The organism is Halanaerobium sp. ST460_2HS_T2 (genome assembly GCF_003337665.1).
Classification (GTDB): Bacteria; Bacillota; Halanaerobiia; order Halanaerobiales; family Halanaerobiaceae; genus Halanaerobium; species Halanaerobium kushneri.
Genome location: NZ_QPJF01000019.1, coordinates 1 through 24036 on the forward strand (window position 1 = coordinate 1; position 24036 = coordinate 24036).

Consider the following 24036-nt stretch of genomic DNA (forward strand, 5'->3'; position numbering starts at 1 on the left):
AGGGGAGGGGATTCCTGCATTTTATACAGATTCCTAACCTGACAACTATGATAACTATTAATATTTTTAAAAAAACTATTAGATTTGACGTAACGTCAATATCGGCCCGGGTGAAAGTAATGAAAAATGATAAAATACTTATTTTAACTAAACACAAAAAAGACTTTACTTTATTAAAGAATAATTTGAGCTTTAATTATAATATTTTAGATATAAAAAATCTAGATGAGTTCAATAATATTGATTTAATTATAACTGATCAGTATTCTTATCATGATAAGAAAAATTTAATAAATAAACTTATAAAAGATCAAAAACCTCTTTTGCTTCCCTTAATTATGATAAGCAGGAATCCGCAAAAAGGATTAATTAGAGAGGGATTTAATGGGTATTTGAATGAGTATGTTAAAATGCCGATAAGCAAATCGGTAATTCTCAAAAAAATAAAAAAGCTGCTGGAGCTAAGATTCTATTCCAAACAGGTCGAAAAAAAATATGATCTGATTGTTGAAAACAGTCCGGTGGGAATTATTGTGACTGATAATAATGGGATTAAATACTGTAATTCTTATGCAGTTAAACTTCTGGGTCATAATTTTGAAAAGATAATTATTAATAATTTGGAATTAAAGAAAGTTATCTTTGATCTAAATAATGAAGTAGAAAATTATGAGGTTAAATTTAAAAAAACTGGTGCTGAAAAATATTTATTAATTAATTCTAAAATAATGCCCTATCAGGATCACAAAACATTGATTTATATTATCAAAGATATAACTAAACAAAAAAAGCGAGAAAAAGAGATTGAATATATGCTTTATCACGATGATTTAACCAATCTCTATAATCGAAAATATTTAAATGATAGTATTTTAGAAAACCCTGATACTTTAAAAGATATATCAGTTGGTTTTATTGTTTTAGATATTAATAATTTAAAATTGATTAATGAAACTTTAAGTAATCAATTAGGAGATAAAATAATCCAAAAAATATCCAGAATTATAGAAAGATTGGCTGACAAAAAAGATCTTATTTTTAGAGCTGGAGGAGATGAATTCCTGGTAATTCTACCAGAAAGAAATCTTCTGGAAACAGAAAAGTTAATGGATAAAATCAAATTAGCATCTGAAGAAAAATATGCCGATCAAGTTCAGCTGAGTCTTGGAGCTGGCGCAGCAGTTAAGAAAGCATCTAATAAGAATATTTTTGCGGTTATAAAAAAAGCAACAGAAAATATGTATTTAAATAAGTTAACTGAGAATTATAGTTTTAAAAGCCATATAATTAAATCAGTGCTTAAAACTCTGCAAGTCAAATCTTTTGAAACAGAAGATCATGCTTCCAGGATGGATCAACTGGCAATTGAATTGGGGAAAAAAGCAGGTTTGAACAGGTATCAATTAGACGAACTATCCATGCTGGCAAAATTGCATGATATAGGGAAGGTCGCTATTCCAGAATCTATTTTAAAGAAACCGGCAAAGTTAAATCAAAAAGAATATGATATAATAAAAACCCATCCAGAAATTGGATATCAAATTGTAGAATCAATACCTCACTTAAATGAAGTTGCTCTTGGAGTTTTATCTCATCATGAACGCTGGGATGGGAATGGTTATCCTCAGGGGCTAAAGGGAGAAAAAACACCTTTAATTGCCAGGATTATTACTATTATTGATTCTTTTGATGTCATGACAAATGAAAGATCTTATAAAAAAGCATATTCAATTGAATATGCAGTTGAAGAACTCAAAAGATGTTCTGGGAGTCAGTTTGACCCCCAGTTGGTAGAAATTTTTATAAATAAAGTATTATTTGAAGAAATTAGTTCTGTAAATTCAATTTAATTTAAATAAGTGCAGAAATTTTTCCGCCGCATTAGACAGTGGAATATTTTTCATTTTTACAACAGCCAGTTTTCTTGCTGGCAGTTTTTCTTTTATATTTATTTTAAATAAATCATTGCTGTTGAGATTGAGACAATATTCCGGCACAAAAGCAATTCCAAGTCCAATTTTGGTCATTTCAATTAAAAGATCAACACTGCCAAGTTCAATTGCCGGTGTAATTTCTATTTCCATTTCACTTAAAGTTTTATCCAGAAATCTACGGGTAGTTGTTTTAGGTTCAAGCATTAAGAGCGGATATTTTTTAAGTATTTTTAGTGGCTTAATTTGTCCTTTAATTTCTTTAAACTCATTTCCGGCAATGAAGATATCATTAAAACTGTATATTGTTTTAACTTCCATTTCTTTGTTAATTTTTTGATTTGGTAGATTGCTAATAATTAGATCAACCTTATTTTGCTGCAGTAGTTCAATACAGGTACTGGAAGTTCTATTTGTTATTTGGATTTGAATATCTGGATAGAGCTGATGAAATTTATTTAAATAGGGAAGCAAAAAATCTTTGGAAATTGTATCATTCGCTCCAATGTGAATTTCACCCTTTTTTAAAGCATTGATTTCTTTAATACTCTTTTCTCCATTTTCTATTAAGTTATACGCCGGTTCAATGTGTTCAAACAGAATTTTACCTGTTTTAGTCAGCTCAACTTTTTTGGTACTGCGAATAAATAGGTCAGTATTTAATTCATTTTCTAAATTTTTAATATTCTGACTGACTGCAGACTGAGATATAAATAAATTTTCAGCAGCTCTGGAAAAGCTTAAAGAGCTGGCTACCTGATAAAAGACTTTATATAATTCATAATTTAAAGCCATTGATTAACACTCCTTATCAATAGTATAAGTATTATTAATTTTACTACTTAAGTGTATCATTCTATAATTAAATTGCAAGAGATTTTTTTGCATATAAAATTTTCAAAAAGGAGAGCTAAAAATGGCAGAGCAGATCAGACGGGTTTTTGTTGAAAAAAAAGAAGGTTTTGATGTTAAGGCAGAAGAACTTCTGCATGATTTTAGAGAAAGTCTGGAACTTGATAGTCTAGAAGGACTGCGATTGTTGAACCGCTATGATATAACAGCTATTTCGGATTCGGCTTACAGAAAGGCGTGTGAGACAATCCTGGCAGAGCTGCCTGTGGATCTGACTTATCAGGAGGAAATTACAGCAGCTGCAGAAGCTAAGATATTTGCAGTAGAATATCTGCCGGGACAATATGACCAGAGGGCAGATTCTGCTGAACAGTGTATTCAGATTTTAAATAATGATGAAAAGCCTATTGTGCGAGTGGCCCAAATTTTTATTTTAACAGGTGATTTAAGTGAAGAAGATGTCGAAAAAATAAAAGATTACTATATTAATCCAGTTGACTCCAGAGAGGCTGAGCTAAAGAAACCGGAAAATTTAAAAATGAGTTATAAACTGCCGGATAAAGTTGAAAGTATAACAGGTTTTATTAAAGCAGATGAAAAAGAACTAAAAAATATCTTATCTGAATTTGGCCTGGCAATGAGTATTGAAGATTTAAAACATACTCAGAAATATTTTAGAGAAGATGAAAAAAGAAATCCGACTATTACTGAGATTAGAGTGCTGGATACTTACTGGTCTGATCACTGCCGACATACAACTTTTTTGACTAAAATTGAGAATGTAGAAATTGAAGAGAGTAAATTTACCCGGGGGGTTAAAAAAGCCTATCGAGAATATTTAACGGGACGCAAAAAGATTTATCAGAATAAAGAAAAAGATATTTGCCTTATGGATATTGCCTTAATGGGAATGAAAGAATTAAGAGCAGAAGGGAAATTGGAAGACTTAGAAATTTCAAATGAGGTAAATGCAGCCAGTATAGAAGTTAAAGTTGACGTAAACGGTAAGGATGAAGACTGGCTGGTGATGTTTAAAAATGAGACTCACAACCATCCGACAGAAATTGAGCCCTTTGGTGGAGCAGCCACCTGTCTTGGAGGAGCGATTAGAGATCCGCTTTCCGGGCGTTCTTATGTATATCAGGCAATGAGAGTTACCGGTGCTGGGGACCCAAGAACTCCAATTGAGGAGACGCTGGAAGGTAAATTACCACAGAAAAAAATCGTCCAGGAAGCTTCGGATGGCTACAGCTCTTATGGTAATCAGATTGGTCTGGCAACAGGGATGGTTAATGAAATTTATAATGAACGTTATCTCGCTAAACATATGGAAATAGGAGCAGTTATTGCAGCAGCTCCTAAAGAAAATGTTTTTCGAGGAGAGGCCTTAGCTGGGGATATAGTTATTCTTCTTGGTGGTAAAACTGGTCGTGATGGTTGTGGAGGTGCAACTGGTTCTTCCAAGGTGCATACAGAAGAATCGATAGAAGAGAGCAGTGCTGAAGTACAAAAAGGTAATCCACCGACTGAGAGAAAAATACAGCGTTTGTTTCGAAATCCTGAAGTGAGTAAGAAAATTAAAGTCTGTAATGACTTTGGTGCTGGAGGAGTGTCTGTAGCCATTGGTGAGCTGGCAGATGCACTGGAAATTAATTTAGACGCTGTACCAAAAAAATATGAAGGCCTGGATGGGACTGAACTTGCTATTTCGGAGTCACAGGAAAGAATGGCAGTTGTTATAGGCAAAGAAGATGTTGAGAGTTTTATTGCTCTGGCTGCAGAAGAAAATTTAGAGGCAACCGTTGTAGCTGAGGTTAAAAATCATAATCGATTAATTATGCGCTGGAATGGTGATGATATTGTTAACTTGAGTAGAAGTTTTCTGGATACAAACGGGGCTACTCAAACTACAGAAGTTAAGGTTACCAAACCGGAAGCGGCTGATAATTATTTCAAAAGAGCTGTAGTTGAACGTCTGGCTGAAGCAGATAATTTGAAATCAAAATGGCTGCAGAATCTGGCGAATATTAATGTAGCAAGTCAAAAAGGGTTGGTTGAAAAATTTGATAGTTCAATCGGTGGTGGAAGTGTAACAATGCCTTATGGAGGAAAGTTTCAGTTAACTCCAACTCAGGCTATGTCAGCTAAAATACCGCTAATAGAAGGAGAAACAAACACGGGGACAATTATGAGCCATGGTTATGATTCAAAATTAACTACCTGGAGTCCTTTTCATGGAGCTTTTTATGCTGTTATAGAATCAATTGCCAAAATTGTGGCTTCTGGTGGTGATTACAGTAAAATTAGGTTTACTTTTCAGGAGTACTTTGAGCGTCTGCGTCAGGATCCTGAGAGATGGGGTAAGCCTTTTAGTGCTTTATTGGGAGCTTATCAGGCACAAAAAGAATTTGAATTACCAGCTATAGGTGGTAAAGACAGTATGTCAGGAACTTTTCATGAAATAGATGTACCGCCAACTTTAGTTTCTTTTGCAGTTGATACTGTTGATATTAATAATGTGATTTCTCCAGAGTTTAAAGATGTTAATAGTAAAATTATCTATCTTCCTGTAGAGCGAGGAGAGGACGAATTAGCAAATATAGAAAAACTCAAACAGGCCTATAAAAAAGTAGAACAGTTAATAGCAGCAGGAAAAATAAAAGCTGCTTCTGCAGTAACATTTGGAGGGCTGGCTGAAGCCCTGTCAAAGATGAGCTTTGGCAACAAAATTGGGGTTGAAATAACTTCTCAGCTGAGCGAATCAGAATTCTTTTCGCCTGAATATGGTGCTTTAGTTTTAGAAGTTGACGGAAAATATGAACCAGCAGAGATGTTTGACGGAATAGATTTCAAATTAATTGGTAGAACCATAATTGAAGAAGTAATTAAAGTTGCTCAGATAGAAATTAATATTGAAGCTGCTTTAAAGAGCTGGGAAGAACCTCTGGAAAAAATATATAAAACTACAACTGAGGAAGAAGAATTTGCTGATTTAATTTCTTCTAAAGAACAGCAAAAATTACTTAAAGTTGATCTTTCTCAGAGTCAAAATAGTTTTTCTGCAAACTTTAAGACTGCTAAACCCCGGGTATTGATTCCAGTTTTCCCGGGAACAAACTGTGAGTATGATACAGCGAGACAGTTTAGAGAAGCAGGAGCTGAAATTGAGACCTTTATTTTTAAAAATTTAGAACCAGAACAGATAGAAAGTTCAATAGAAAAAATAGCTGCTTTAATTAGAAATTCCCAGATTGTCATGCTGCCTGGTGGTTTTAGTGCTGGAGATGAACCCGATGGATCTGGTAAGTTTATTGCCACTGTTTTTAGAAATCCGGAGATTAAAGAGGCAGTTATGAATTTATTAAATAATAGAGATGGTTTGATGCTTGGAATTTGTAATGGTTTTCAGGCTCTGGTTAAGCTGGGATTGCTACCTTATGGGGAGATTCGAGATTTAACCGCTGATTCTCCTACTTTAACATATAATACAATTGGGCGGCATGTATCTCAAATGGTAAATACAAAAATTATTTCCAATAATTCTCCCTGGCTGACTAAAGTAAAACCGGGAGATATCCATACAATTCCTGTTTCTCATGGTGAAGGGCGTTTTGTTGCTTCAGCTGAAATGATAAAAGAATTAAATGCTAAAAAACAGATTGTAACTCAATATGTTGATTTAAAGGGAAATCCAACTATGGAAATGCCGCATAATCCTAATGGTTCAATTGCAGCAGTAGAAGGAATCTGCAGTCCAGATGGTAGGGTTTTGGGTAAAATGGGACATTCAGAGAGAATTGGAAATAATGTTGCTAAAAATATAATAGGTCAAAAAGATCAGATGCTCTTTAAGTCAGGCGTAGATTATTTTAGAAAATAGATGTATCCTTATCATTAGTTAGCAGAAACAATTTAATCAAATTAAGTATAATTCCAAAAATATAATAAAATTCATATTTCCTTCACATTCTTACTTTATGATATAATTAAAGCAAAGCACTCAAGTTTATAAAAGGAGTAGTGATAATATGTTTAGATTTGGTCACATGGGTGGATTTGGCCACATGGGATTTAACAATTATCTAGGAGGTGGAGGATTTATGATGTTTTTTTGGGTAATTATTCTGGCAGCAGTAATTTATTTTATTGTTCAGAAAGGCAATGAAGGCAAAAATTATAATCAGCGGAATAATAACTCTTACTATAATAGAGAACAGATAAGAAGTGACCATAGAGACAGTGCCGAAGAAACCGCCCGTCAGCGTTATGCAAAGGGAGAAATTTCCAAGGATGAGTTTGATGAAATCATTAGAAATTTGAGAAGATAAATTATATAAGTTAATCCAGGAGCAGCTTTGATTCTCGTAAGAGAGTTGAAGCTGCTTTTTTGATTTTAGAAAATTATAATCTAAAAAAAAGAATGTTAAACGTTAGTTGTACATTAGGTTCTAAAAATAGTATAATATATTTAAATATAAGTAAAATTGTAAGAATAGTAGAGAGGAGATCAGCAGATGGGTTTAAAGCTTGAGCAGTATAAAAGAATTGTTGAAAATACGCCTAATTTAATCTGGGTTTCTGGTGTTGATGCAAAATGTTATTACTTCAATCAAACCTGGCTTGATTTTAGGGGGCGAAGTTTAGGAGAGGAATATGGCAACGGCTGGTTTGAAGATGGAGTGCATCCTGATGATAAAGAAGAATGTATGAAAATTTATTTAGAAAATTTTAATCAAAAAAAGCGTTTCAACATGGTTTACCGACTGCAGAGACATGATGGAGAATACCGCTGGATTGATGATACAGGAGCTCCATTTTATGATGAAGCGGGAAACTTTGCTGGTTTTGTCGGCAGCTGTGTTGATATTACGGAGCGTATTAGGGGCCAGCAGTATAAGGAAAGAGCTACCCAGGACGGACTTACCGGGATTTTCAATCGTCAGTATTTTTTCGATTTAATGCAGGAAGAATATTTTAAGTCAGTTGAAAATAAAACTCCTCTTTCGGTAATTATGTTTGATGTTGATAAATTTAAATCAATTAATGATAATTACGGACATCTAATCGGAGATCAAGTTTTAAAGTCAATTACAGAGGCTGTTAATAAAGTTATCAGAGATTTTGATCTTTTTGCTCGTTATGGAGGTGACGAATTTGTAGTTGGACTTCCCGGGACCAGTACTATGGCTGCCAGTAAGGTGGCAGTTAGAATTCTGGAAAGTATAGAAAAAGTTAAGATTAAAAAGGAGCCAGAACTTGCAATTTCTTGCAGTATCGGGACTGTAACTTTAAACAAAGAAAACAACTTTGAAGAATTAATTGATAAAGCAGATAAAGCTCTTTACAGTTGTAAGAACGATGGTGGTAATTGTGTAGTTAACTTTAACCATAAATTTGCTTAAATAGGCTTATTTCTGCTATAATATGATTTGTTGTCAACAAAATTTTAAAATTTTTGATTATGCTTAAATTAAGTCACAGTTAGAAGGAGAAAAAATAATGAAAGAAAAAATTGCGGTTGTAACTGATAGTACATCTGATTTAACTCAAGATGATTTAAAGAGATTCGGGATTAAATCTATTCCTTTAAAAGTTATTTACAGTGATTCTCAGTACCATGACCGAGTTGATATAACTCCAGCAGAGGTCTATGAGAGTTTTGAGAAAGAAATCCCAACTACTTCTATGCCCTCCCCACAGGAAATTATGGATGTTTATAATGAGTTAAAAGATGAAGGCTATACCCATATTATATCTATTCATATTTCGAGTGGACTGTCCGCAACTTACAGTAACTGTATGATGGTTGCAGACCAAATAGATGGAATAAAAGTTGAAGTTATTGATTCTAAGATGCTTTCTAAAGGACTGGGAAGACTGGTTCTTTATGCAAGTTCTCTGGTAAATGAAGCTGAAGTATCATTTGATAAAATAATTGAAAAAGTAGAAGCTAAAAAGGATAAAATAGAGGTCTTTTTTGTAGTTGAAACTCTTAAATACCTCAAAAAGGGTGGGCGTATTGGTAAAGTATCAGGAACTATTGCGGAATTTTTAAATATTAAGCCTATTATTGCTATTGATGAAGATGGAGAATACTTTACTTTTGATAAAGTTAGAGGACGACGGCGTTCACTAAAGAAAATGTATTCTATTATCAAAGATAAATTGGAGGAAGGCAAGGAATATGTAGTTGATGTAATGAATGCAGCAGCCGAAGAAGAAGCCAGGGGGCTTCTCGATAAATTTAAAGAGCTGGCCCAGGTAAAAGAAACATATTTTAGCGAAATTAGTCCGGTAATGGTTGTGCATACTAGCCCTGGTTTAATAGGTGTTGTATTAACAGAATTAGATTAGATTTAATAACTTTATTATGAATGAAAATTATTAAAGATTTAAAGGGCAGCTTAAATGGCTGCTCTTTTTTGCTTATTTACTTGACAAAAATACTTATTTTTATTATAATTGAAAATAATAATCAATATCAAATAGTGAGGAGTGAGCAAAATGGCTAAAAAAAATAAAGAACAGTTTAATTGGTCCGACAGTCAGGTATTTGATTATAAGCTGATCAAGCATCCAGAAAATAATAAGTCTCATCTTGAAAAAAGAGAAGAATTAATTAAACAGGGAGAGGTGGAGTGTTCTGAATGGTGGTTATGTTGGAGAAAACATTAAAATTAAAAAATATAATATTATTTTAGAGACCTCTTTTGTTAACAGCAGAAGAGGTTTTTTATTTAATAGAGGATTATTAACTTTAATAGCGAAGATAATTTAATGAGATATATAAGCTTTTATAATTAATAATTTGCTGGAGGAATAATATGTATCAACATCACAAAAAAACACTTGAGAATTTGAAGAATAAAATTATTGAGAATACCGACATAAAAGCTCTGCTTTTATGTGGATCAATAGCTCATGGTTTTGAGCGGGAAAGCTCTGATTTAGATGTGTTGTTTATTGTTAGCAAAGAAGATTACCTTACAAGAAAAAATATAGGAAAACTTACATATTTTGATCCAGAATTAGCTGTGGCTCCAACCGAGTATATTGACGGCAAATATATAAGTTTAGAGTTTATGGAAAAAGTTGCCGAAAGAGGAAGTGAGCCAGCTCGTTTTGCTTTTGAGGGAGCAGAAATAATTTTTTCTCGAATTGCTGATTTAGCAGGTCTGCTCGCTAAAATTACAGTTTATCCGGTTAAAGAAAAACAGGATAAAATAGAGAGATTTTATGCTCAATTTGAAGCCTGGAAATGGTATGCAGAAGAGGCGATTAAACTAAATAATCAGTATCTGCTCAATCGGGCAGTTAATAATCTGGTTCTATTTGGCGGGCGCTTGATTTTAGCAGAAAATGAATGTCTTTATCCTTTTCATAAGTGGTTTCTGAGAGTTTTGGCTGAAATTGAAGATAAGCCGGATCAATTGATGAAAACTATCGATGATTTAATGGCCATCCCTGATCAAAAATTAGTGGAAAAATTTTATCAGGTTATTAAAACTTATAAAAATTGGGTAGATACAGATATAAACTGGCCCCATCAATTCATGCTGGATACAGAACTGACCTGGCTGGAAGATAAAACCCCTGTGGCAGATTTATAAAGGGAGTTATTTATTTTATTTTTAGATTGTGAAATTTATATTATATAACTATATTGTGAAAAGACAAAATTAAAACAAAGGTTGGGAAAATTTTAATGAAGAATGAAATTAGTTTTGAAACAAAGAGATTAAAGCTGAGATTGTTTAAAAAAAGTGATTTGAAAAAAGTCTTTCAGATGAGTCAGGAAGAGGGAATTAGAAGATGGCTGTCAGATCAGTACTATAAGAATCAAGAAAAAGCCGCAGAAGTTATTAATTTTTTGATTGAATCTTATTCAGAAGTAGACCCTTTAAAAAAACCATTTGTTCTGGGAATTGAGCTAAAGAAAAACAAAGAATTAATTGGTCACATTGGCCTAAGTCCTGTTGATGATCTTGTTGAAGTTGGTTATGCAGTGGAAGAAAAATATCAGGGTGCTGGTTATGCTACGGAAGCGGTTAAAGTATTTTCAGCCTGGGCTCAAAAAGAACTTAATTTAGAGGTAATCTGGGGGATTGTTGAAAAAGATAATTCTGCTTCGGCAAAAGTTCTAGCAAAAGCTGGTTATTTACTTGATAAATCAAAAATAAATATGGACAAGGATTATTATAGTTTTGTTTAAAAACAAACAGGAGGTTCAGCATGTGTTTCAAAATCAAAGGGAAATGGTTTTGGATAGTTGCTTTATTTGTAATATCATTAATTATACTTTTATTATGGCAGCCCTGGAAATACACTTATTCTACTTCAGATTTAAAAACTGTTTCCATAATTTCAGGAATCGAAATAAAAAAAGAGCATATTGAGCAGAATAGAGGAAAATTAAGAATTGAAATTCCAAAAACATATGAGCTGCTTCACATTATCATTTCACTTGGCGAATATGGACAGAGTTCAGGGATGATTTATAAGGATACTGAATATTATCAGGAGGTTCAAAGATATTTCAAGGAATATAAACAGCATCCAATTGTAAAAAAGCTAAGTGATTCATTAACTAAATCACGCGGCAATTATAATAAATGGAAAAATTATTCCGCTTATTATAATTTTGAAGGCGAAAAACTGATAGCAAATTCCAACTATCCATTTTACAGTGATAATAATTTTAGCATGAATCTTAATCTCTTTTTAGATTTTGCTGAAAAGAGTAAGTTTTTGGCCTTTTATAAAAATCATCAAGATTATTATCAAAATCAGATAAATCAATTTGAAAAGAAATCGATGATCAAGCAGATTTGGAGCTGGCTTGAAATGAATTTTTTGGTTGAATATGATTCTCACCGTATAGTATTTTCTCCTCTGGCTGGTTCCACTCCTCATAATACTTTTGCCTTTAAGGCAAAAAACTATGATTATCAGGAAACATTTATTTTTGTTCAGGGGCTTGATTCTTACAGCCAGAGTTTTAATGGTAAATTAAGCAAAGATGAACAGCGGGGATTATTTATTAGTAATTTATTTACTGAAATTGACCATAATTATGTTAATCCGGCAACAAATAATTATTTATCTGATATTGCTCCAGCTTTTAGTAACTTTAAAAAATGGAATCAGCAGCAGGGTTATAGCAGCATACCAATGACTTTTAATGAGTATATGACCTGGGCCACCTTTATAGTATTTGCAGCAGAAAATTTTGAGGAAAAGTTATTTGAGAAGACTAGAAATATTCAAGAGCTGATTATGATTCAGGGACGTCAGTTTAAAGAATACAGGGAGTTTAATCAAAGACTACTTCAGTTATATCAAAACAAGAAGAATGATGAAAAACTAGTTGATCTTTATCCAGAGATCATCAATTGGGCTGCAGAAAATAACAAAGATTTTTTTGATTTATCAGCTCTTATAAAAAATTAATAAGATCTGTCATCAGAAAGCATTAATTGACAGGCTGCAGTATATATATTCTGTTATGATTATTTATGGAAGGGGAGATCGGTTTGGAATATATTAAAAAATTAAATCAAAGCATTGATTATCTTGAAGAAAATATCTGTGAGGAGTTTAAGATTGAAGAAGTAGCTAAAATAGCCTGTTTATCAAAATTCCATTTTCAAAGGATGTTTAATATGTTAGCAGGTTATACTGTCGCAGAATACATCCGCAAGAGAAGGCTTACTTTAGCGGCTCAAGATCTTGCCTCAGATAATTCTAAAGTCATTGATGTGGCAGTTAAATATGGTTATTCAACAGCTGAATCCTTTTCTAAAGCATTCAGCAGACTTCACGGGATAAATCCTTCAACAGTAAAAAATACTGACTCAAAATTAAAGGCCTATCCGCGTCTCTTTTTCCAACTAAAACTACAGGGGGCTGAAAATATGGATTATCGAATTGTTGAAAAAGAAGAGTTTAAAGTTGTTGGGAAGAGTATTCAGGTTTCTACTCTTGATGGACAGAATTTCAAAGAAATACCTGAGTTCTGGGATCAATGCAATCAAAATGGGTTTTGCGAAAAGTTGTATCCACTTGCTGATCAAATGGGGATTCTTGGTATCTGTATGGATTATGAAGAAAATAAGGATAGAATGAGGTATATGATTGCAGTTGAGGAGCCAAATAGGGAGCTTGATTTTGAAGTTGAAGCAAGATTTATACCAGCAAACAGCTGGGCAGTATTCGAAGTTGTGGGCCCAATGCCTGATGCGATTCAAAAAGTTTGGCAGCGTATTTATTCAGAATGGTTCCCTTCCACAGGCTATGAACATGCTGGAGGACCTGAATTAGAAGTCTATCTACCCGGTAATCCTGAGGCTGAAGATTACAGATCAGAAATCTGGATTCCAATCAAAAAATAATAACTGCAAAAAACTCTATAGCCACACCTCTGGTTATAGAGTTTTTTTGAAAATTAAATTTACTTATGAAGCAGGACATTTTTGATTAATGGCTAAATTTGATAATGATAAGTAATTTAATTAACTTTGGTCTGGGAGTGATAAATATGGAATTTTATTCAGAGTTCAGTAAAAACTATGATAAAATTTTTCCACTTAATGACAAAAAGCTGGAATTGATTGATAATACATTTAAGGATCTGAAGGATAAAAAAGATGATATAAAACTGCTTGATGTCGGCTGTGGCACCGGAAGTTACAGTATAGCTCTGGCAGAAAAAGGATATCAGCTGCAAGCGGTTGATATAGATGCGGAAATGATTTCAATAGCCGAATCAAAAATAGAAGCAGCCCGGGTAAATGTTGACTTTTATAGGCTGGGTATGCTGCATTTAAAGGAAAAATTTAAGGATGCCAGCTTTGATGGTATTTATATAATTGGTAATGTGCTGGTTCATCTTCAAAAAGAAGAAATTAAAGAGTTTTTAAAACTGGCAGCTGAGCTCTTAAAAGCTGGTGGGAAAATATTTATTCAGATAGTAAATTATTATCGAATCCTGGAGCTTGATTTAGATGGACTGCCCACAATTTACAGTCAGGATGATTCTGTCCGCTTTGAGCGGGATTATAAATATGCTGAAGAGAAAAATGTAATTTATTTTATAACAAGATTGATCGATCACTTTAATGATCAAATTTTATCGAAAAATAAAATTGAGTTATATCCGCTCTGCAGGTCAGAGCTGGAAGCAGATTTAAATCAGGCTGGATTTAAAATAAAGAATGTTTATGGTAATTCAAATGGAGACCAGTTTAGAGAATTAAATTCAATTCCCTTAATTATGACAGCTGAGAAGAAATAAATTTATTGCTTCTGTTTATATATATTAGATATATAGATTAGAATTGATATTTTCTAATAATTGACAGTTAAATTTAAAATTTAACAGTAGCTGAGATAAGGAGAAAAAAGTGAAAAATTTATTAAAAAGTGATAGAATAATTGTAAGATTTTTTGGTCTATATTTACTTTCATTATTCCTGCTTTTTTCAAGCTGGTTTATTTCCTATCATTTTCTGCCAGATGGTTTATTAAGAGGAAGAATGGCTCTTAGTAATTTGGCCGGAGATAGTGCAGCTTTCAGTTTGGTATTAGAATTTTTTAAAATTTTTATTATAAATACACTTGGGTTTTTTGTTATTATAGCTGGTAATTATATTCTCCGGGTTAAATATTTTGCCTTTGGTTATTTGGTCCCTCTGGCCTGGACCACACTATATGGTCTAATTCTTGGTACAAATTCTTTTGCTATTCAGATGACAGAAAAGTTGGCGCCGAGCTGGAAAGTGTTTATGCGAAGTGGACCATATGAGATGATGGCTGCCGTACTTCTGGCTGTGGCCACTGATAAAATAGCGATAAATAAGTCAGAGAGTTTTTTAAAAAAATCTGAAGCTGTACCTAAATCGGAGCGAGATAAACTAAAGAAGAAAAACTACTTTGCAATTATTATTTCATTCTTGATACTTGCAGCTGCAGCATGGAGAGAGGCCTATATGATTTTCCAGTTTTAAATAAATGGGATATTTTTCTATGCACCCGGGACCAAAAAGGGAGGAAACGCATTGATAATTTAGAATTTGAGTTTCTTTTCTGCTTTTAGATACAAATACCCAAAGTTGAAGTATCTGGGGTTAATTGGCTTATCAGGGATTATATTTTATTTGCTTGCGATTCTTGATGTTATAAAGGTTTAAAAGTGAACACTTTTTATTTTAAGGGTGATGTAAATGCTGAAAAAAATTGGAATAATTCTTCTGTTAATCAGTCTTGCTTTTCTAATCGGGAGTGGTCTTTATCATTTAATGCTGGTCATCATTAATGACCCAGGTTTACCACTTTTAATTAGATTTGCTCTTGGTGGTTTAATTATTGCTCTGCTAATAATTTTAATTGCCTTAATCAAGGAAAGGTGGGAGGATAAAAAAAATGAAAAATTTGATCATCGTAAATACTGAGAGTGTAGCAGGTAGAGAAATATCGGGGCAGCTGGGTCTTGTAAGGGGAAATACAATTAGAGCCAGACATATTGGCAGTGACATTATGGCTGGCTTAAGAAATATAGTTGGAGGCGAGGTAAAGGAATATACTCAGATGATTAGTGAAGCTCGAGAAGAGGCTCTAAAAAGAATGATTGAGGAAGCTGAAAGTTTAAATGCGGATGCAGTAGTAAATGTTCGCTTTACAACCTCACAGGTAATGGGCGGCGCAGCAGAAATTTTAGCTTACGGTACAGCTGTAAAGTTAAATTGATTCTAAGAACTTTAAGTTAATAAAATTTACGCTGAGATTTAAATATTTTTTATTATAGGAGACAAAAATATAAATGTGGAGGAATTTTTTAATGGCTTATTTTAAAAAAATTAAAGGAGAAATTCCAAATTTAGTTCAGAAGCTGATTAAATAACTAATAGCGCTGAAGCCTGATAAGAAAGGAAAATTATGAAAAAACTATTAACTTTTTTTCATTTTTTTGTTGGAATAGGTGCTTTATTTGGCGGTGGAGGGGCAATTATTAATCCGCTTAGCCCAATGGGGATTCCTATTGATGTTTTAGAGAACTCACCTTTTAATAGTTTTTTAGTTCCAGGTATAATTTTATTTGTAATTATAGGATTAGGTAATATTTTTGCAGCAGTTATTTTATTTAAAAACTATGATTATAGCTTTTATATTAGCCATTTTATGGGGCTTGTTCTTGCTGGTTGGATTGTTGTCCAGTGTGTAATGATGAGAACTATTAATTTTTTGCATATTATTTACTTTATAATTGGTGGAGTAGAAATGCTTATTTCACTTAGATTAATAATTAGTGAAAAGACTGTTTCTTAATGAAAGTGAGCAGATTTCTGCTCGCTTTTTGTTTTAAAAGCAGGTAATTAACTAAATTTATTGAATAAATATCTTAACAGAATGTTAATTTAGCTAATAAGGAGCAGAAAAATGATAAATCATCTACATATTTTAGGACCATCAGGTTCTGGGACTACAACAGTTGCTAAAGCACTGAGCAAAAAACATAATTTTGCTCATTTTGATGCTGATAATTATTTCTGGAAACCAACTGATCCCCCCTATCAGCAACTACGTTCAATTGAAGAACGCCGCTGTCTGCTAAAAAAAGATCTTAGAAATGAAAGCCGCTGGATAATTAGTGGTTCTTTTTGTGGCTGGGGAGATGTTTTTAGGGATTCCTTTGATCTTGTGATCTATCTCTGGACACCAATTAATGTTAGATTAAGAAGGCTAAAAAGCAGAGAGCAGCAGCGGTTCGGCAGTGCAGTGCTGCCCGGAGGTAAAATGTTTGAGAGGCACCAGAAATTTTTAGATTCAGCGGCAAGATATGATTATGATCAGACGGAATTCAGAAACAGGAGAACCCACGAAGAGTGGATGCAGAAATTAAATTGTCCGATTCTAAAAATTGAGGGCGAAAAAACAATCAAAGAGATTGTATCGTTAATAGAGGCTAAAATTGAAGAACTGGAAAGCTAAATTTTCAAAAATTTTAGTTTTAAAATAAAAGAGAGGAGTATACTAAATTGCACAATATATTAGTTATCAAAAATGAAATTTTTGACCTGCCAGCAGGAGCTGAAGCAGAAATAAATCAGCTGGATTCGGAACTCAAACTAAATTTAATTGATTCCAGCGAGGATTATCTACCTTTACTTAAAGAGGCGGAGATAGTATTTGGCTGGCCCAAAACTGATTTGGTCAAAAAGGCTGAAAATTTGAAGTGGCTTCATCTCCCCAGTGCTGGTGTTGACCGCTATGCAAATCAAGAAATATATCAAAAAAATGATGTTTTACTGACAAATTCAAGTGGAGTTTATGGGAAACCAATAGCCGAACATGTATTTTCGATGATTATGGCTCATAATCGGAATTTAATTGATTATGCCTATGATAAGAAGGACAAAAATTGGCAGCGTAAAACTGAAATTAAGGATTTCTTTAATTCCACAGTTGGGATTTTAGGTTTTGGGGATATCGGTAGTACAGTGGCTAAAAGAGCAAAGGCCTGGGGAGCTAAAGTTCTGGCCTTAAAAAGAACCATGATTGAAACTCCCGAATATGTGGATAAAATATATTTAAGTGATGACCTTGATAAACTATTAAAGGAATCGGATTATCTTATTTTGACTCTCCCGGCTACTCCTAAAACAGAAGGCATAATTGGACGAGATGAATTTAAATTAATGAAAGACTCTGTTTTTATAGTTAATATAGGTCGAGGTACTTTAATTAAACAGGATCAGCTGATTGAGGCTCTAAAAAACAACTGGATTTCAGGAGCAGGACTTGATGTAACAGATCCAGAGCCTCTGCCGGAAAACAGTCAACTCTGGGATCTGGATAATGTGATTTTAACACCGCATACTTCTGGCTTTTCGCCTACAAACGACCAGCGGCGTTTTGAAATTTTTAAAGACAATTTGCGGAGCTATCTCAATGGTCAACAGCTTAAAAATATAGTTGATTTTAAATTAAAATATTAATTTTGTAAAAAAAACTGCTTTCCGGCAGTTTTTTTCTTTTTAAAGCAGGAAAATCAACCTGAGTAAAGAAGTATATTTAATAACAAATATGATTATTTTTATCAGAATAATTATATTTATTTTTTTAGGGAGGTTAGTATTTAGTGCAGAAGATTAAGTTTGGTATAAAAAAGAAAATGATAACATTTATTGTAATGTTGGTTGTTATAACAGTGCTTACTCTTGGTTTTTATTCTTTAAACAATTTGAATGATACACTTTATCAGGAAAAAGAAACTCAGGTTAGGGAAATGGTAAATTCGGCACTTGGAGTCATAGAATATTATCACCAGATGGAAATAAATGGTGAAATAAGTCGAGAAGAGGCTCAGAAAAGAGCTGCTTCGGCTGTCGAAAAGATGACTTTTGGCCAGAATGATAGAGATTATTTCTGGATTAATGATCAGCAGCCTGTAATGATAATGCATCCTTACTCTAAGTCTTTAGAGGGGGAGAATATTGGCTCAATTCAGGATCCGGATGGAAAATATTTATTTAAAGAAATGGTTGAGGTTGTAAAAGAAAATGAGGCTGGTTTTGTAGAATATCAGTGGCAGTATTATGATCAGGAAAATCGTATTGAACCAAAACTCTCTTATGTTAAGGGATTTGAACCCTGGGGCTGGATTCTTGGTACCGGAGTATATATTGACAATATTAAAAGTTCATATTTAGAGTTAAGAAACCAGTTTTTAATAATTGGGCTCATAATTTTATTGATTTCTTTATTGCTAACCTATTTAATTGCCAGTTATCTGGCCAGCCCAATTAGTTTATTAACAGGAATTATAGATCGACTGGCAGATTTTGATCTAAGAGATAATAACAAAGAACTTCTGACAAAATACAGCATTCGCAGTGATGAAATAGGTTCAATTGCGGCCGCTTTAAAACGAATGAAAGATAATCTTTTAGAATCGGTTAAAAAAGAGTCGGATATTGCTGAAAATCTGGCAGCATCAAGTGAAGAACTTTCAGCCAGCAGTCAGGAAATGTCAGCTTCGGCTGAGGAAGTTAGTCGTTCTATTAACAATTTAGCTCAAGGAACAGTTATGCAGAATGATAAGCTTGCTCAAACGGAAGAAAACATAGTAGAGCTTGATCAAAAAATAGATGCGATTACTGAAAAAGCAGAAGTAATTAAAACTGAAGCTGCTGAAGCAGGAAAAGAGATTGATAAAGGAAATAAAGCAGTAAAAACTACGGCAGATGAGATAGAAGTTGTAGTTGATAATCAGCAAAATGTTCTAAAGAGTGTATCAGAATTAGATGAATTATCCGGACAGATAGGTAAAATTGTTGAGATTATTAATGGAATTGCAGATCAGACAAACCTACTGGCTTTAAACGCTGCAATTGAGGCTGCAAGGGCTGGCGAAGCTGGTCGTGGTTTTAGTGTTGTTGCTGAAGAAATAAGAGAACTTGCAGAAGAATCATCTCAGGCAACAGATGAGATAAATAGTCTGATCAAAGAGATTCAGACAAAAGTCAGTGATACTACAGAGATGATGACAGAATCTGATCAGGGAGTTAGGGCAAGCAGCAGAGCAGTTGCAGAAGCAGAAAGAACTTTTGCAGAAATTGAAAATGTTGTTTCGCGATTGAGTAATTTAATAAATGAAATTGTTTATAATTCTCAGGATATGAAGCATAATAGTAAAGATGTTAGTAAAGCTGTAGAGGATATCTCGGAAATAAGTAGGGAATCCGCTTCAATTGCAGAAGAGGTAGCAGCTGCCTCAGATGAGCAGAGTAATTCAACTATTGATATTGTCAATGCTGCAGAAGATCTTGCCGAAATGGCACAGAAATTGACTGGTATTACTTCGAAATATAAAAGCTAAAAAATCATGAATGTCCGGGGCCTGAAAAAGTGCTCTCCGGGCATTTTTTTCTTTCCAAATTTTTATTAAAAAAATAAAGGTTAATAGTAATTGTTAGCGAAGTATAAAAATATACAAAGTTACTGAATTAAAGAGGCTTTATTAGTTTGGGTATTGTTTGTTAATAGTTTTAAGAGGAGTGTAAGAAATGGCAGAGAAGGTTATAATCAGAAAAAATATCAGAAAATTTAAAATAAACAAATTTATTGATGAGCAGGATTTGATAATTAGTGAGGAACCACTGACACTCTTTATAAATGGCTATCAGTTTTTGACTCTGATGGTGCTTCAGGAAGATTTGGAAGAATTGATTATGGGTTTTCTGGCGGCAGAAGGAATTATCGAGGGTAAAAATGATCTAAAAAAAATTGATTTTAAATATGACAGAACTGTAGCTATGATTGAAGTAAAAGGAGATTTCTCACCAGCAGCCTATAAAAAAAGAACGCTAACTTCGGGTTGTGGAGGAGGATCAACTTTTATTAATCTTAAAGACTGTGCAGCAGCCAGTCACATTAGTTCTGATTTAAAACTTATTGCAGCTAAAATTCCGCTTTTAATGAGCAACTTACAGCAGAATTCAGAATATTTCCAGCAGACAGGGGGGACTCATATTGCAGCCCTGGCTACAGATAATCAGATTATTTATCAGTTTGAAGACATCGGACGTCATAATACCCTCGACAAAGTTATTGGCAGGGCATTAAAGGACAATATTCAACTTACAAATAAAATTGTTCTCACCAGCGGTAGAATTTCTTCAGAAATGGTTGTGAAAATCTTGAAACAAAAAATACCATTTTTAGTTTCAAGATCGGCCCCGACAGAGGCGGCACTTAAAATAGCTAGAGCAAGAAATCTGACTTTGATAGGTTTCTGCAGGGGTAAGCGTTTTAACATTTATAGTGGAGAAGAAAGAATAAAATTAGATTAAAATATTAAATTCAGATAGGAGAGGATTCTATTGAAAAGTAAAAAAAGAATTTTGATCGCTAAATTAGGTCTGGATGGCCATGACCGGGGAGCAAAAGTGGTTGCACGTGCTTTAAAAGATGCAGGGATGGAAGTAATTTATACCGGTCTCAGGAATACAGCTCAGGATGTTGTGAGCACTGCCCTGCAGGAAGATGTTGATTTGATTGGTGTTAGTATTCTTTCTGGGGCTCAAAAAACACTTTTAAAAAAGTTATTTAGATTATTGGAGGAAGAAAAAATAGAAAATACTCCTGTTATTATAGGGGGAATAATTCCTCAGGGTGATTATAATTATCTTTATCAGTTAGGAGTTAAAAAAATTTTTGCTAGTGGTACTCCTCTATCAGAGATAGTAAATTATGTTGAGAATATTTAATCAGTGCCTGGATGAATTTATTCGTTTGCTTAGATCAGGAAGTTAAAAGGTAATAGTGATTGAGCCAACAGGCCAGCATATTTGAAGATTATTTAGCAAAAATATTAGCGGTAGAAACCGCGCCAGTTCAGCTTGTTGAGGAGTTTGTTGATAATAATTTAACAATCTTAGTTGACTTGTGGTCAGTTTTTTGCTATCCTTAATGGTGTCGATTAAGTAAAGGAGGTAAAATGAATCTCAAAAATATAGAACATATAGGGATTGCAGTTCAGAATCTGGAGAATGCCCTTAACTTTTATCAAAACATCCTGGGTTTAAAATTTATTAAGCGAGAAATCGTGGAGACACAGGCGGTTGAGATAGCTTTTTTAAAAGTTGGAGAGAGTAAAATAGAGTTGCTTGAGCCCTTAAATGAAGAGAGTACTATTGCCAGATTTCTCGAAAAGAACGGGGAAGGGATTCATCACTTTGCTATTTTAGTCGACAGCATTGAGGATAAGATAAAAGCAATGCAGGCTCAGGGAGCTAGATTGATAGGAAATAAGGCAAGCGCTGGTGCAGACAATATGAAAATTATTTTTGTTCATCCCAGAAGTACTAACGGAGTCTTGTTAGAGTTATGTGAACCATTTGCTAAGGAGGAATAATAATGTCAGTAGAAGATAAGGAAAAATTATTAGAAGATAAAAAAGAGACGATTCGACAGGGTGGTGGCCAGGCAAGAATAGAAAAGCAGCACAAAAAGAATAAAAAAACCGCCAGAGAAAGAATAGAATACTTACTTGATGATAACACATTTAATGAATTAAATATGTTTGTAGAAAATCGCAGTACATCTTTAGGCATGGACGAAAAGGAAGTGCCAGGAGAAGGTGTAGTAGTAGGTTATGGAACTATCGAAGGTAGGCTGGTTTATGTTTATGCTCAGGACTTTACAGTAATGGGAGGTTCTGTTGGAGAAGCTCATGCACAAAAGATTTCTGAAGTAATGGACTTAGCTGTTAAGAACGGTGCGCCAGTTATTGGTTTAAATGATTCCGGTGGAGCAAGAATCAATGAGGGTATAGACTCCCTTAATGGCTATGGAGAGATCTTTTATCGTAATACTAAAGCTTCTGGTGTGGTACCCCAGATTACAGCAATTTTAGGGCCCTGTGCCGGTGGAGCAGTTTATTCACCAGCAATTACAGATTTTATAGTTATGGTTGACCAGACATCCAAGATGTTTATAACCGGTCCCAGTGTAGTTAAGTCAGTAACTGGGGAAGAAGTAACAGCAGAAGAACTTGGAGGAGCAGCCACCCATAATGAAATTAGTGGTGTAGCTCATTTTATGGAAGCTAATGAGGAAGCAGCTTTAACCAGGATCAGAAAACTATTATCTTACATACCCGATAATTTTAAAGAAGAACCTGAAAGCCTGGAGAGTAATGACAGTCCAGGTCGAAGTACAGAAGAATTAAAAGAGATAGTAAATGAAAACCCGAAAAAAGCTTACAATGTTAAAGATGTAATAGAAATTTTGGTTGACAGGGATAGCTTTATGGAAATTCAGCCTTATTTTGCTAAAAATGCAGTAATCGGTTTTGCCAGATTAAATGGGCGCAGCGTGGGGATAGTAGCAAACCAACCTCAATTTTTAGCCGGCTGTTTAAATATTGATGCATCAACTAAGATAGCAAGATTTATTCGTTTCTGTGACAGTTTTAATATTCCCATTATTTCGTTAGTAGATGTTCCCGGATATTTACCCGGAGTTGAACAGGAATACGGAGGAGTAATCAGGCATGGAGCGAAAGTACTGTATGCATATTCAGAAGCGACAGTACCCAAGATTACTTTAATAATGCGCAAAGCTTATGGAGGAGCGTATATAGCGATGGGAAGTCGTTCGGTAAGAGCTGATTTAGTTTATGCCTGGCCGATAGCAGAGATAGCAGTTATGGGACCGGAGGGAGCAGCCAATGTAATTTACAGAAAAGAGATAAAGGCCGCAGATGATCCAGGTCAGCTGAGGCAGGAGAAAATAGACGAATATAAGGATAACTTTGCCAATCCATATATTGCAGCAAAAAGAGGAATGGTAAATGATGTAATCAAGATGGAAGAAAGCAGAAATAAACTAATTAATGGTCTTGAGATGATGATTAACAAACGCGAAGATGGACAGGATAAAAAGCACGGTAATATTCCGTTATAAAATAGTAGTTTGAAATTGCTTTTACAATTATTTGATTATTTTAAGTTGGGAGGAATTAGATGAATGTCTTAGGAGAAACACTGGAGATTACCGTAATTGGACTTTCCGTTGTTTTTTTAGTACTGCTTTTATTAACTATCATTTTGAAGCTTCAGGGCTGGTTAATGGAAAAATTCTTTTTAAAAAGTAAAAAAGAAGCCAAAAAGCAGGTTGAAAAAGAAGGAAATATAGCAAAAACAGAAAAGAAGAAAAGAGCTGTTATTGCTGCAGCGATAGATTCGTATCTTAAAGATCATCCGGCAGGATTTACTACTCAGGAGGGAAGAAATATGCAAAAGTATAAAATAAAAATTGATGACGAAATTTATGAAGTTGAAGTAGAATTAGTTGATGAGGGTAATAATATTAAATCAATTAATAAAAGTAATAATCAGAGTAAAAGTAAGTTTTCTACTATTTCAAAAGATAGTAATAGTACAACAGATAAACAGTCAGCAGCTAAAAAGAGAGCAGCTCAAATTAAGAGTAAAGAAAAATCAAGAACTTCTTCGGTTTCTGAAGATGACGAACTGGAAATTAAAGCACCAATGCCAGGTCAGATCCTGATGCTTGCTGTTACAGAAGGAGAAGAAGTTCAGGAAGGACAGCATCTAGCAGTACTGGAAGCAATGAAAATGGAAAATGATATTACTGCACCAAAAGATGGCGTAATTAAAGAGGTATGTGTAAAAGAAGGTAAAGAGGTTAATTCTGGAGATAATTTGTTTATTTTAAATTAACAGTAAAA

General features: G+C 33.8%; 24 protein-coding genes. 23 read left to right on the forward strand and 1 reads right to left on the reverse strand.

The genetic code is table 11. The features are described 5' to 3' along the window. Positions 1–119 precede the first annotated feature (119 nt). On the forward strand, positions 120–1850 hold the full coding sequence (locus DFR80_RS09910; protein WP_158537707.1) for an HD domain-containing phosphohydrolase: 1731 nt from the start codon (positions 120–122) through the stop codon (positions 1848–1850). Here the strand turns inward: DFR80_RS09910 and DFR80_RS09915 are convergent. Next, positions 1842–2726, reverse strand: a complete 885-nt coding sequence (locus DFR80_RS09915) for a LysR family transcriptional regulator (RefSeq protein ID WP_076545727.1) — start codon at positions 2724–2726, stop codon at positions 1842–1844. The two genes, DFR80_RS09910 and DFR80_RS09915, sit on opposite strands and share 9 nt — an antisense overlap. A gap of 121 nt (positions 2727–2847) precedes the next feature. On the opposite strand from DFR80_RS09915, the gene DFR80_RS09920 reads away from it, so the two are divergent. The 22 genes from DFR80_RS09920 (at position 2848) to DFR80_RS10020 (ending at position 24028) form a co-directional block, all read left to right on the forward strand. Beyond that, positions 2848–6663, forward strand: a complete 3816-nt coding sequence (locus DFR80_RS09920; protein WP_076545728.1) for a phosphoribosylformylglycinamidine synthase — start codon at positions 2848–2850, stop codon at positions 6661–6663. Between the two features lie 148 nt (positions 6664–6811). Next, positions 6812–7111, forward strand: coding sequence for an SHOCT domain-containing protein (locus tag DFR80_RS09925; protein WP_076545729.1), 300 nt, complete (start codon positions 6812–6814; stop codon positions 7109–7111). A 186-nt stretch (positions 7112–7297) separates the two neighbouring features. Further along, positions 7298–8185, forward strand: coding sequence for a sensor domain-containing diguanylate cyclase (locus DFR80_RS09930; RefSeq protein ID WP_076545730.1), 888 nt, complete (start codon positions 7298–7300; stop codon positions 8183–8185). Between the two features lie 97 nt (positions 8186–8282). Next, complete coding sequence (locus DFR80_RS09935) at positions 8283–9137, forward strand: DegV family protein (RefSeq protein ID WP_076545731.1); 855 nt, start codon at positions 8283–8285, stop codon at positions 9135–9137. A gap of 150 nt (positions 9138–9287) precedes the next feature. Further along, positions 9288–9458: a hypothetical protein gene (locus tag DFR80_RS15210; protein ID WP_158537708.1), complete on the forward strand. Its 171-nt coding sequence runs from the start codon at positions 9288–9290 to the stop codon at positions 9456–9458. A gap of 149 nt (positions 9459–9607) precedes the next feature. Next, entirely contained in the window at positions 9608–10393 is a 786-nt protein-coding gene (locus DFR80_RS09940; RefSeq protein WP_076545732.1) for a hypothetical protein, read from the forward strand. A 95-nt stretch (positions 10394–10488) separates the two neighbouring features. Continuing rightward, the gene (locus DFR80_RS09945; protein WP_076545733.1) at positions 10489–10995 is read left to right on the forward strand and encodes a GNAT family N-acetyltransferase; all 507 of its coding nucleotides are present in this window, start codon (positions 10489–10491) and stop codon (positions 10993–10995) included. Positions 10996–11015: 20 nt separating this feature from the next. Continuing rightward, entirely contained in the window at positions 11016–12233 is a 1218-nt protein-coding gene (locus DFR80_RS09950; RefSeq protein WP_076545734.1) for a DUF4932 domain-containing protein, read from the forward strand. Between the two features lie 83 nt (positions 12234–12316). Further along, complete coding sequence (locus tag DFR80_RS09955) at positions 12317–13174, forward strand: AraC family transcriptional regulator (RefSeq protein ID WP_199505803.1); 858 nt, start codon at positions 12317–12319, stop codon at positions 13172–13174. 104 nt (positions 13175–13278) lie between these two features. Continuing rightward, positions 13279–14076, forward strand: coding sequence for a class I SAM-dependent methyltransferase (locus DFR80_RS09960; protein WP_233493817.1), 798 nt, complete (start codon positions 13279–13281; stop codon positions 14074–14076). Positions 14077–14185: 109 nt separating this feature from the next. Continuing rightward, the gene (locus tag DFR80_RS09965; protein ID WP_076545736.1) at positions 14186–14788 is read left to right on the forward strand and encodes a hypothetical protein; all 603 of its coding nucleotides are present in this window, start codon (positions 14186–14188) and stop codon (positions 14786–14788) included. A 216-nt stretch (positions 14789–15004) separates the two neighbouring features. After that, complete coding sequence (locus tag DFR80_RS09970) at positions 15005–15232, forward strand: hypothetical protein (RefSeq protein WP_076545737.1); 228 nt, start codon at positions 15005–15007, stop codon at positions 15230–15232. Next, positions 15204–15527, forward strand: a complete 324-nt coding sequence (locus tag DFR80_RS09975) for a YbjQ family protein (protein ID WP_076545738.1) — start codon at positions 15204–15206, stop codon at positions 15525–15527. The genes DFR80_RS09970 and DFR80_RS09975 overlap by 29 nt, the downstream gene beginning before the upstream one ends. 189 nt (positions 15528–15716) lie before the next feature. Next, positions 15717–16106 (forward strand): hypothetical protein, encoded by a 390-nt coding sequence (locus DFR80_RS09980; RefSeq protein WP_076545739.1) that lies wholly within the window; start codon positions 15717–15719, stop codon positions 16104–16106. 111 nt (positions 16107–16217) lie between these two features. Then, positions 16218–16769: an AAA family ATPase gene (locus tag DFR80_RS09985; RefSeq protein ID WP_076545740.1), complete on the forward strand. Its 552-nt coding sequence runs from the start codon at positions 16218–16220 to the stop codon at positions 16767–16769. 47 nt (positions 16770–16816) lie between these two features. Beyond that, positions 16817–17776 carry a D-2-hydroxyacid dehydrogenase gene (locus DFR80_RS09990; RefSeq protein ID WP_076545741.1) on the forward strand — a complete coding sequence of 320 codons (960 nt, stop codon included), beginning with the start codon at positions 16817–16819 and terminating at the stop codon, positions 17774–17776. A gap of 143 nt (positions 17777–17919) precedes the next feature. Continuing rightward, positions 17920–19659, forward strand: coding sequence for a methyl-accepting chemotaxis protein (locus tag DFR80_RS09995; RefSeq protein ID WP_114489898.1), 1740 nt, complete (start codon positions 17920–17922; stop codon positions 19657–19659). Positions 19660–19846: 187 nt separating this feature from the next. Next, positions 19847–20632 carry a formate dehydrogenase accessory sulfurtransferase FdhD gene (gene fdhD / locus DFR80_RS10000; protein ID WP_114489899.1) on the forward strand — a complete coding sequence of 262 codons (786 nt, stop codon included), beginning with the start codon at positions 19847–19849 and terminating at the stop codon, positions 20630–20632. A gap of 30 nt (positions 20633–20662) precedes the next feature. Then, a complete protein-coding gene (locus DFR80_RS10005; RefSeq protein ID WP_114489900.1) occupies positions 20663–21049 on the forward strand; it encodes a cobalamin B12-binding domain-containing protein in 387 nt (128 codons plus the stop codon). Between the two features lie 230 nt (positions 21050–21279). Then, a complete protein-coding gene (mce, locus tag DFR80_RS10010; RefSeq protein ID WP_076545745.1) occupies positions 21280–21696 on the forward strand; it encodes a methylmalonyl-CoA epimerase in 417 nt (138 codons plus the stop codon). Positions 21697–21698: 2 nt separating this feature from the next. Beyond that, positions 21699–23249, forward strand: a complete 1551-nt coding sequence (locus DFR80_RS10015) for an acyl-CoA carboxylase subunit beta (protein ID WP_076545746.1) — start codon at positions 21699–21701, stop codon at positions 23247–23249. 59 nt (positions 23250–23308) lie between these two features. Beyond that, positions 23309–24028 (forward strand): OadG family transporter subunit, encoded by a 720-nt coding sequence (locus DFR80_RS10020; RefSeq protein ID WP_114489901.1) that lies wholly within the window; start codon positions 23309–23311, stop codon positions 24026–24028. Positions 24029–24036: the final 8 nt, after the last annotated feature.

Excerpts from the sequence above, each read along its gene's own strand:
- mce (WP_076545745.1), top strand. The coding sequence starts at position 21,280 with ATGAATCTCAAAAATATAGAACATATAGGGATTGCAGTTCAGAATCTG.
- DFR80_RS09945 (WP_076545733.1), top strand. The coding sequence starts at position 10,489 with ATGAAGAATGAAATTAGTTTTGAAACAAAGAGATTAAAGCTGAGATTG.
- DFR80_RS09985 (WP_076545740.1), top strand. The coding sequence starts at position 16,218 with ATGATAAATCATCTACATATTTTAGGACCATCAGGTTCTGGGACTACA.
- DFR80_RS09975 (WP_076545738.1), top strand. The coding sequence starts at position 15,204 with ATGAAAAATTTGATCATCGTAAATACTGAGAGTGTAGCAGGTAGAGAA.
- DFR80_RS09910 (WP_158537707.1), top strand. The coding sequence starts at position 120 with ATGAAAAATGATAAAATACTTATTTTAACTAAACACAAAAAAGACTTT.
- DFR80_RS09960 (WP_233493817.1), top strand. The coding sequence starts at position 13,279 with ATGATAAGTAATTTAATTAACTTTGGTCTGGGAGTGATAAATATGGAA.
- DFR80_RS09980 (WP_076545739.1), top strand. The coding sequence starts at position 15,717 with ATGAAAAAACTATTAACTTTTTTTCATTTTTTTGTTGGAATAGGTGCT.
- DFR80_RS09950 (WP_076545734.1), top strand. The coding sequence starts at position 11,016 with ATGTGTTTCAAAATCAAAGGGAAATGGTTTTGGATAGTTGCTTTATTT.
- DFR80_RS09915 (WP_076545727.1), bottom strand. The coding sequence starts at position 2,726 with ATGGCTTTAAATTATGAATTATATAAAGTCTTTTATCAGGTAGCCAGC.
- DFR80_RS09930 (WP_076545730.1), top strand. The coding sequence starts at position 7,298 with ATGGGTTTAAAGCTTGAGCAGTATAAAAGAATTGTTGAAAATACGCCT.
- DFR80_RS09925 (WP_076545729.1), top strand. The coding sequence starts at position 6,812 with ATGTTTAGATTTGGTCACATGGGTGGATTTGGCCACATGGGATTTAAC.
- fdhD (WP_114489899.1), top strand. The coding sequence starts at position 19,847 with ATGGCAGAGAAGGTTATAATCAGAAAAAATATCAGAAAATTTAAAATA.
- DFR80_RS09970 (WP_076545737.1), top strand. The coding sequence starts at position 15,005 with ATGCTGAAAAAAATTGGAATAATTCTTCTGTTAATCAGTCTTGCTTTT.
- DFR80_RS15210 (WP_158537708.1), top strand. The coding sequence starts at position 9,288 with ATGGCTAAAAAAAATAAAGAACAGTTTAATTGGTCCGACAGTCAGGTA.
- DFR80_RS09920 (WP_076545728.1), top strand. The coding sequence starts at position 2,848 with ATGGCAGAGCAGATCAGACGGGTTTTTGTTGAAAAAAAAGAAGGTTTT.
- DFR80_RS09935 (WP_076545731.1), top strand. The coding sequence starts at position 8,283 with ATGAAAGAAAAAATTGCGGTTGTAACTGATAGTACATCTGATTTAACT.
- DFR80_RS10020 (WP_114489901.1), top strand. The coding sequence starts at position 23,309 with ATGAATGTCTTAGGAGAAACACTGGAGATTACCGTAATTGGACTTTCC.
- DFR80_RS10015 (WP_076545746.1), top strand. The coding sequence starts at position 21,699 with ATGTCAGTAGAAGATAAGGAAAAATTATTAGAAGATAAAAAAGAGACG.
- DFR80_RS09940 (WP_076545732.1), top strand. The coding sequence starts at position 9,608 with ATGTATCAACATCACAAAAAAACACTTGAGAATTTGAAGAATAAAATT.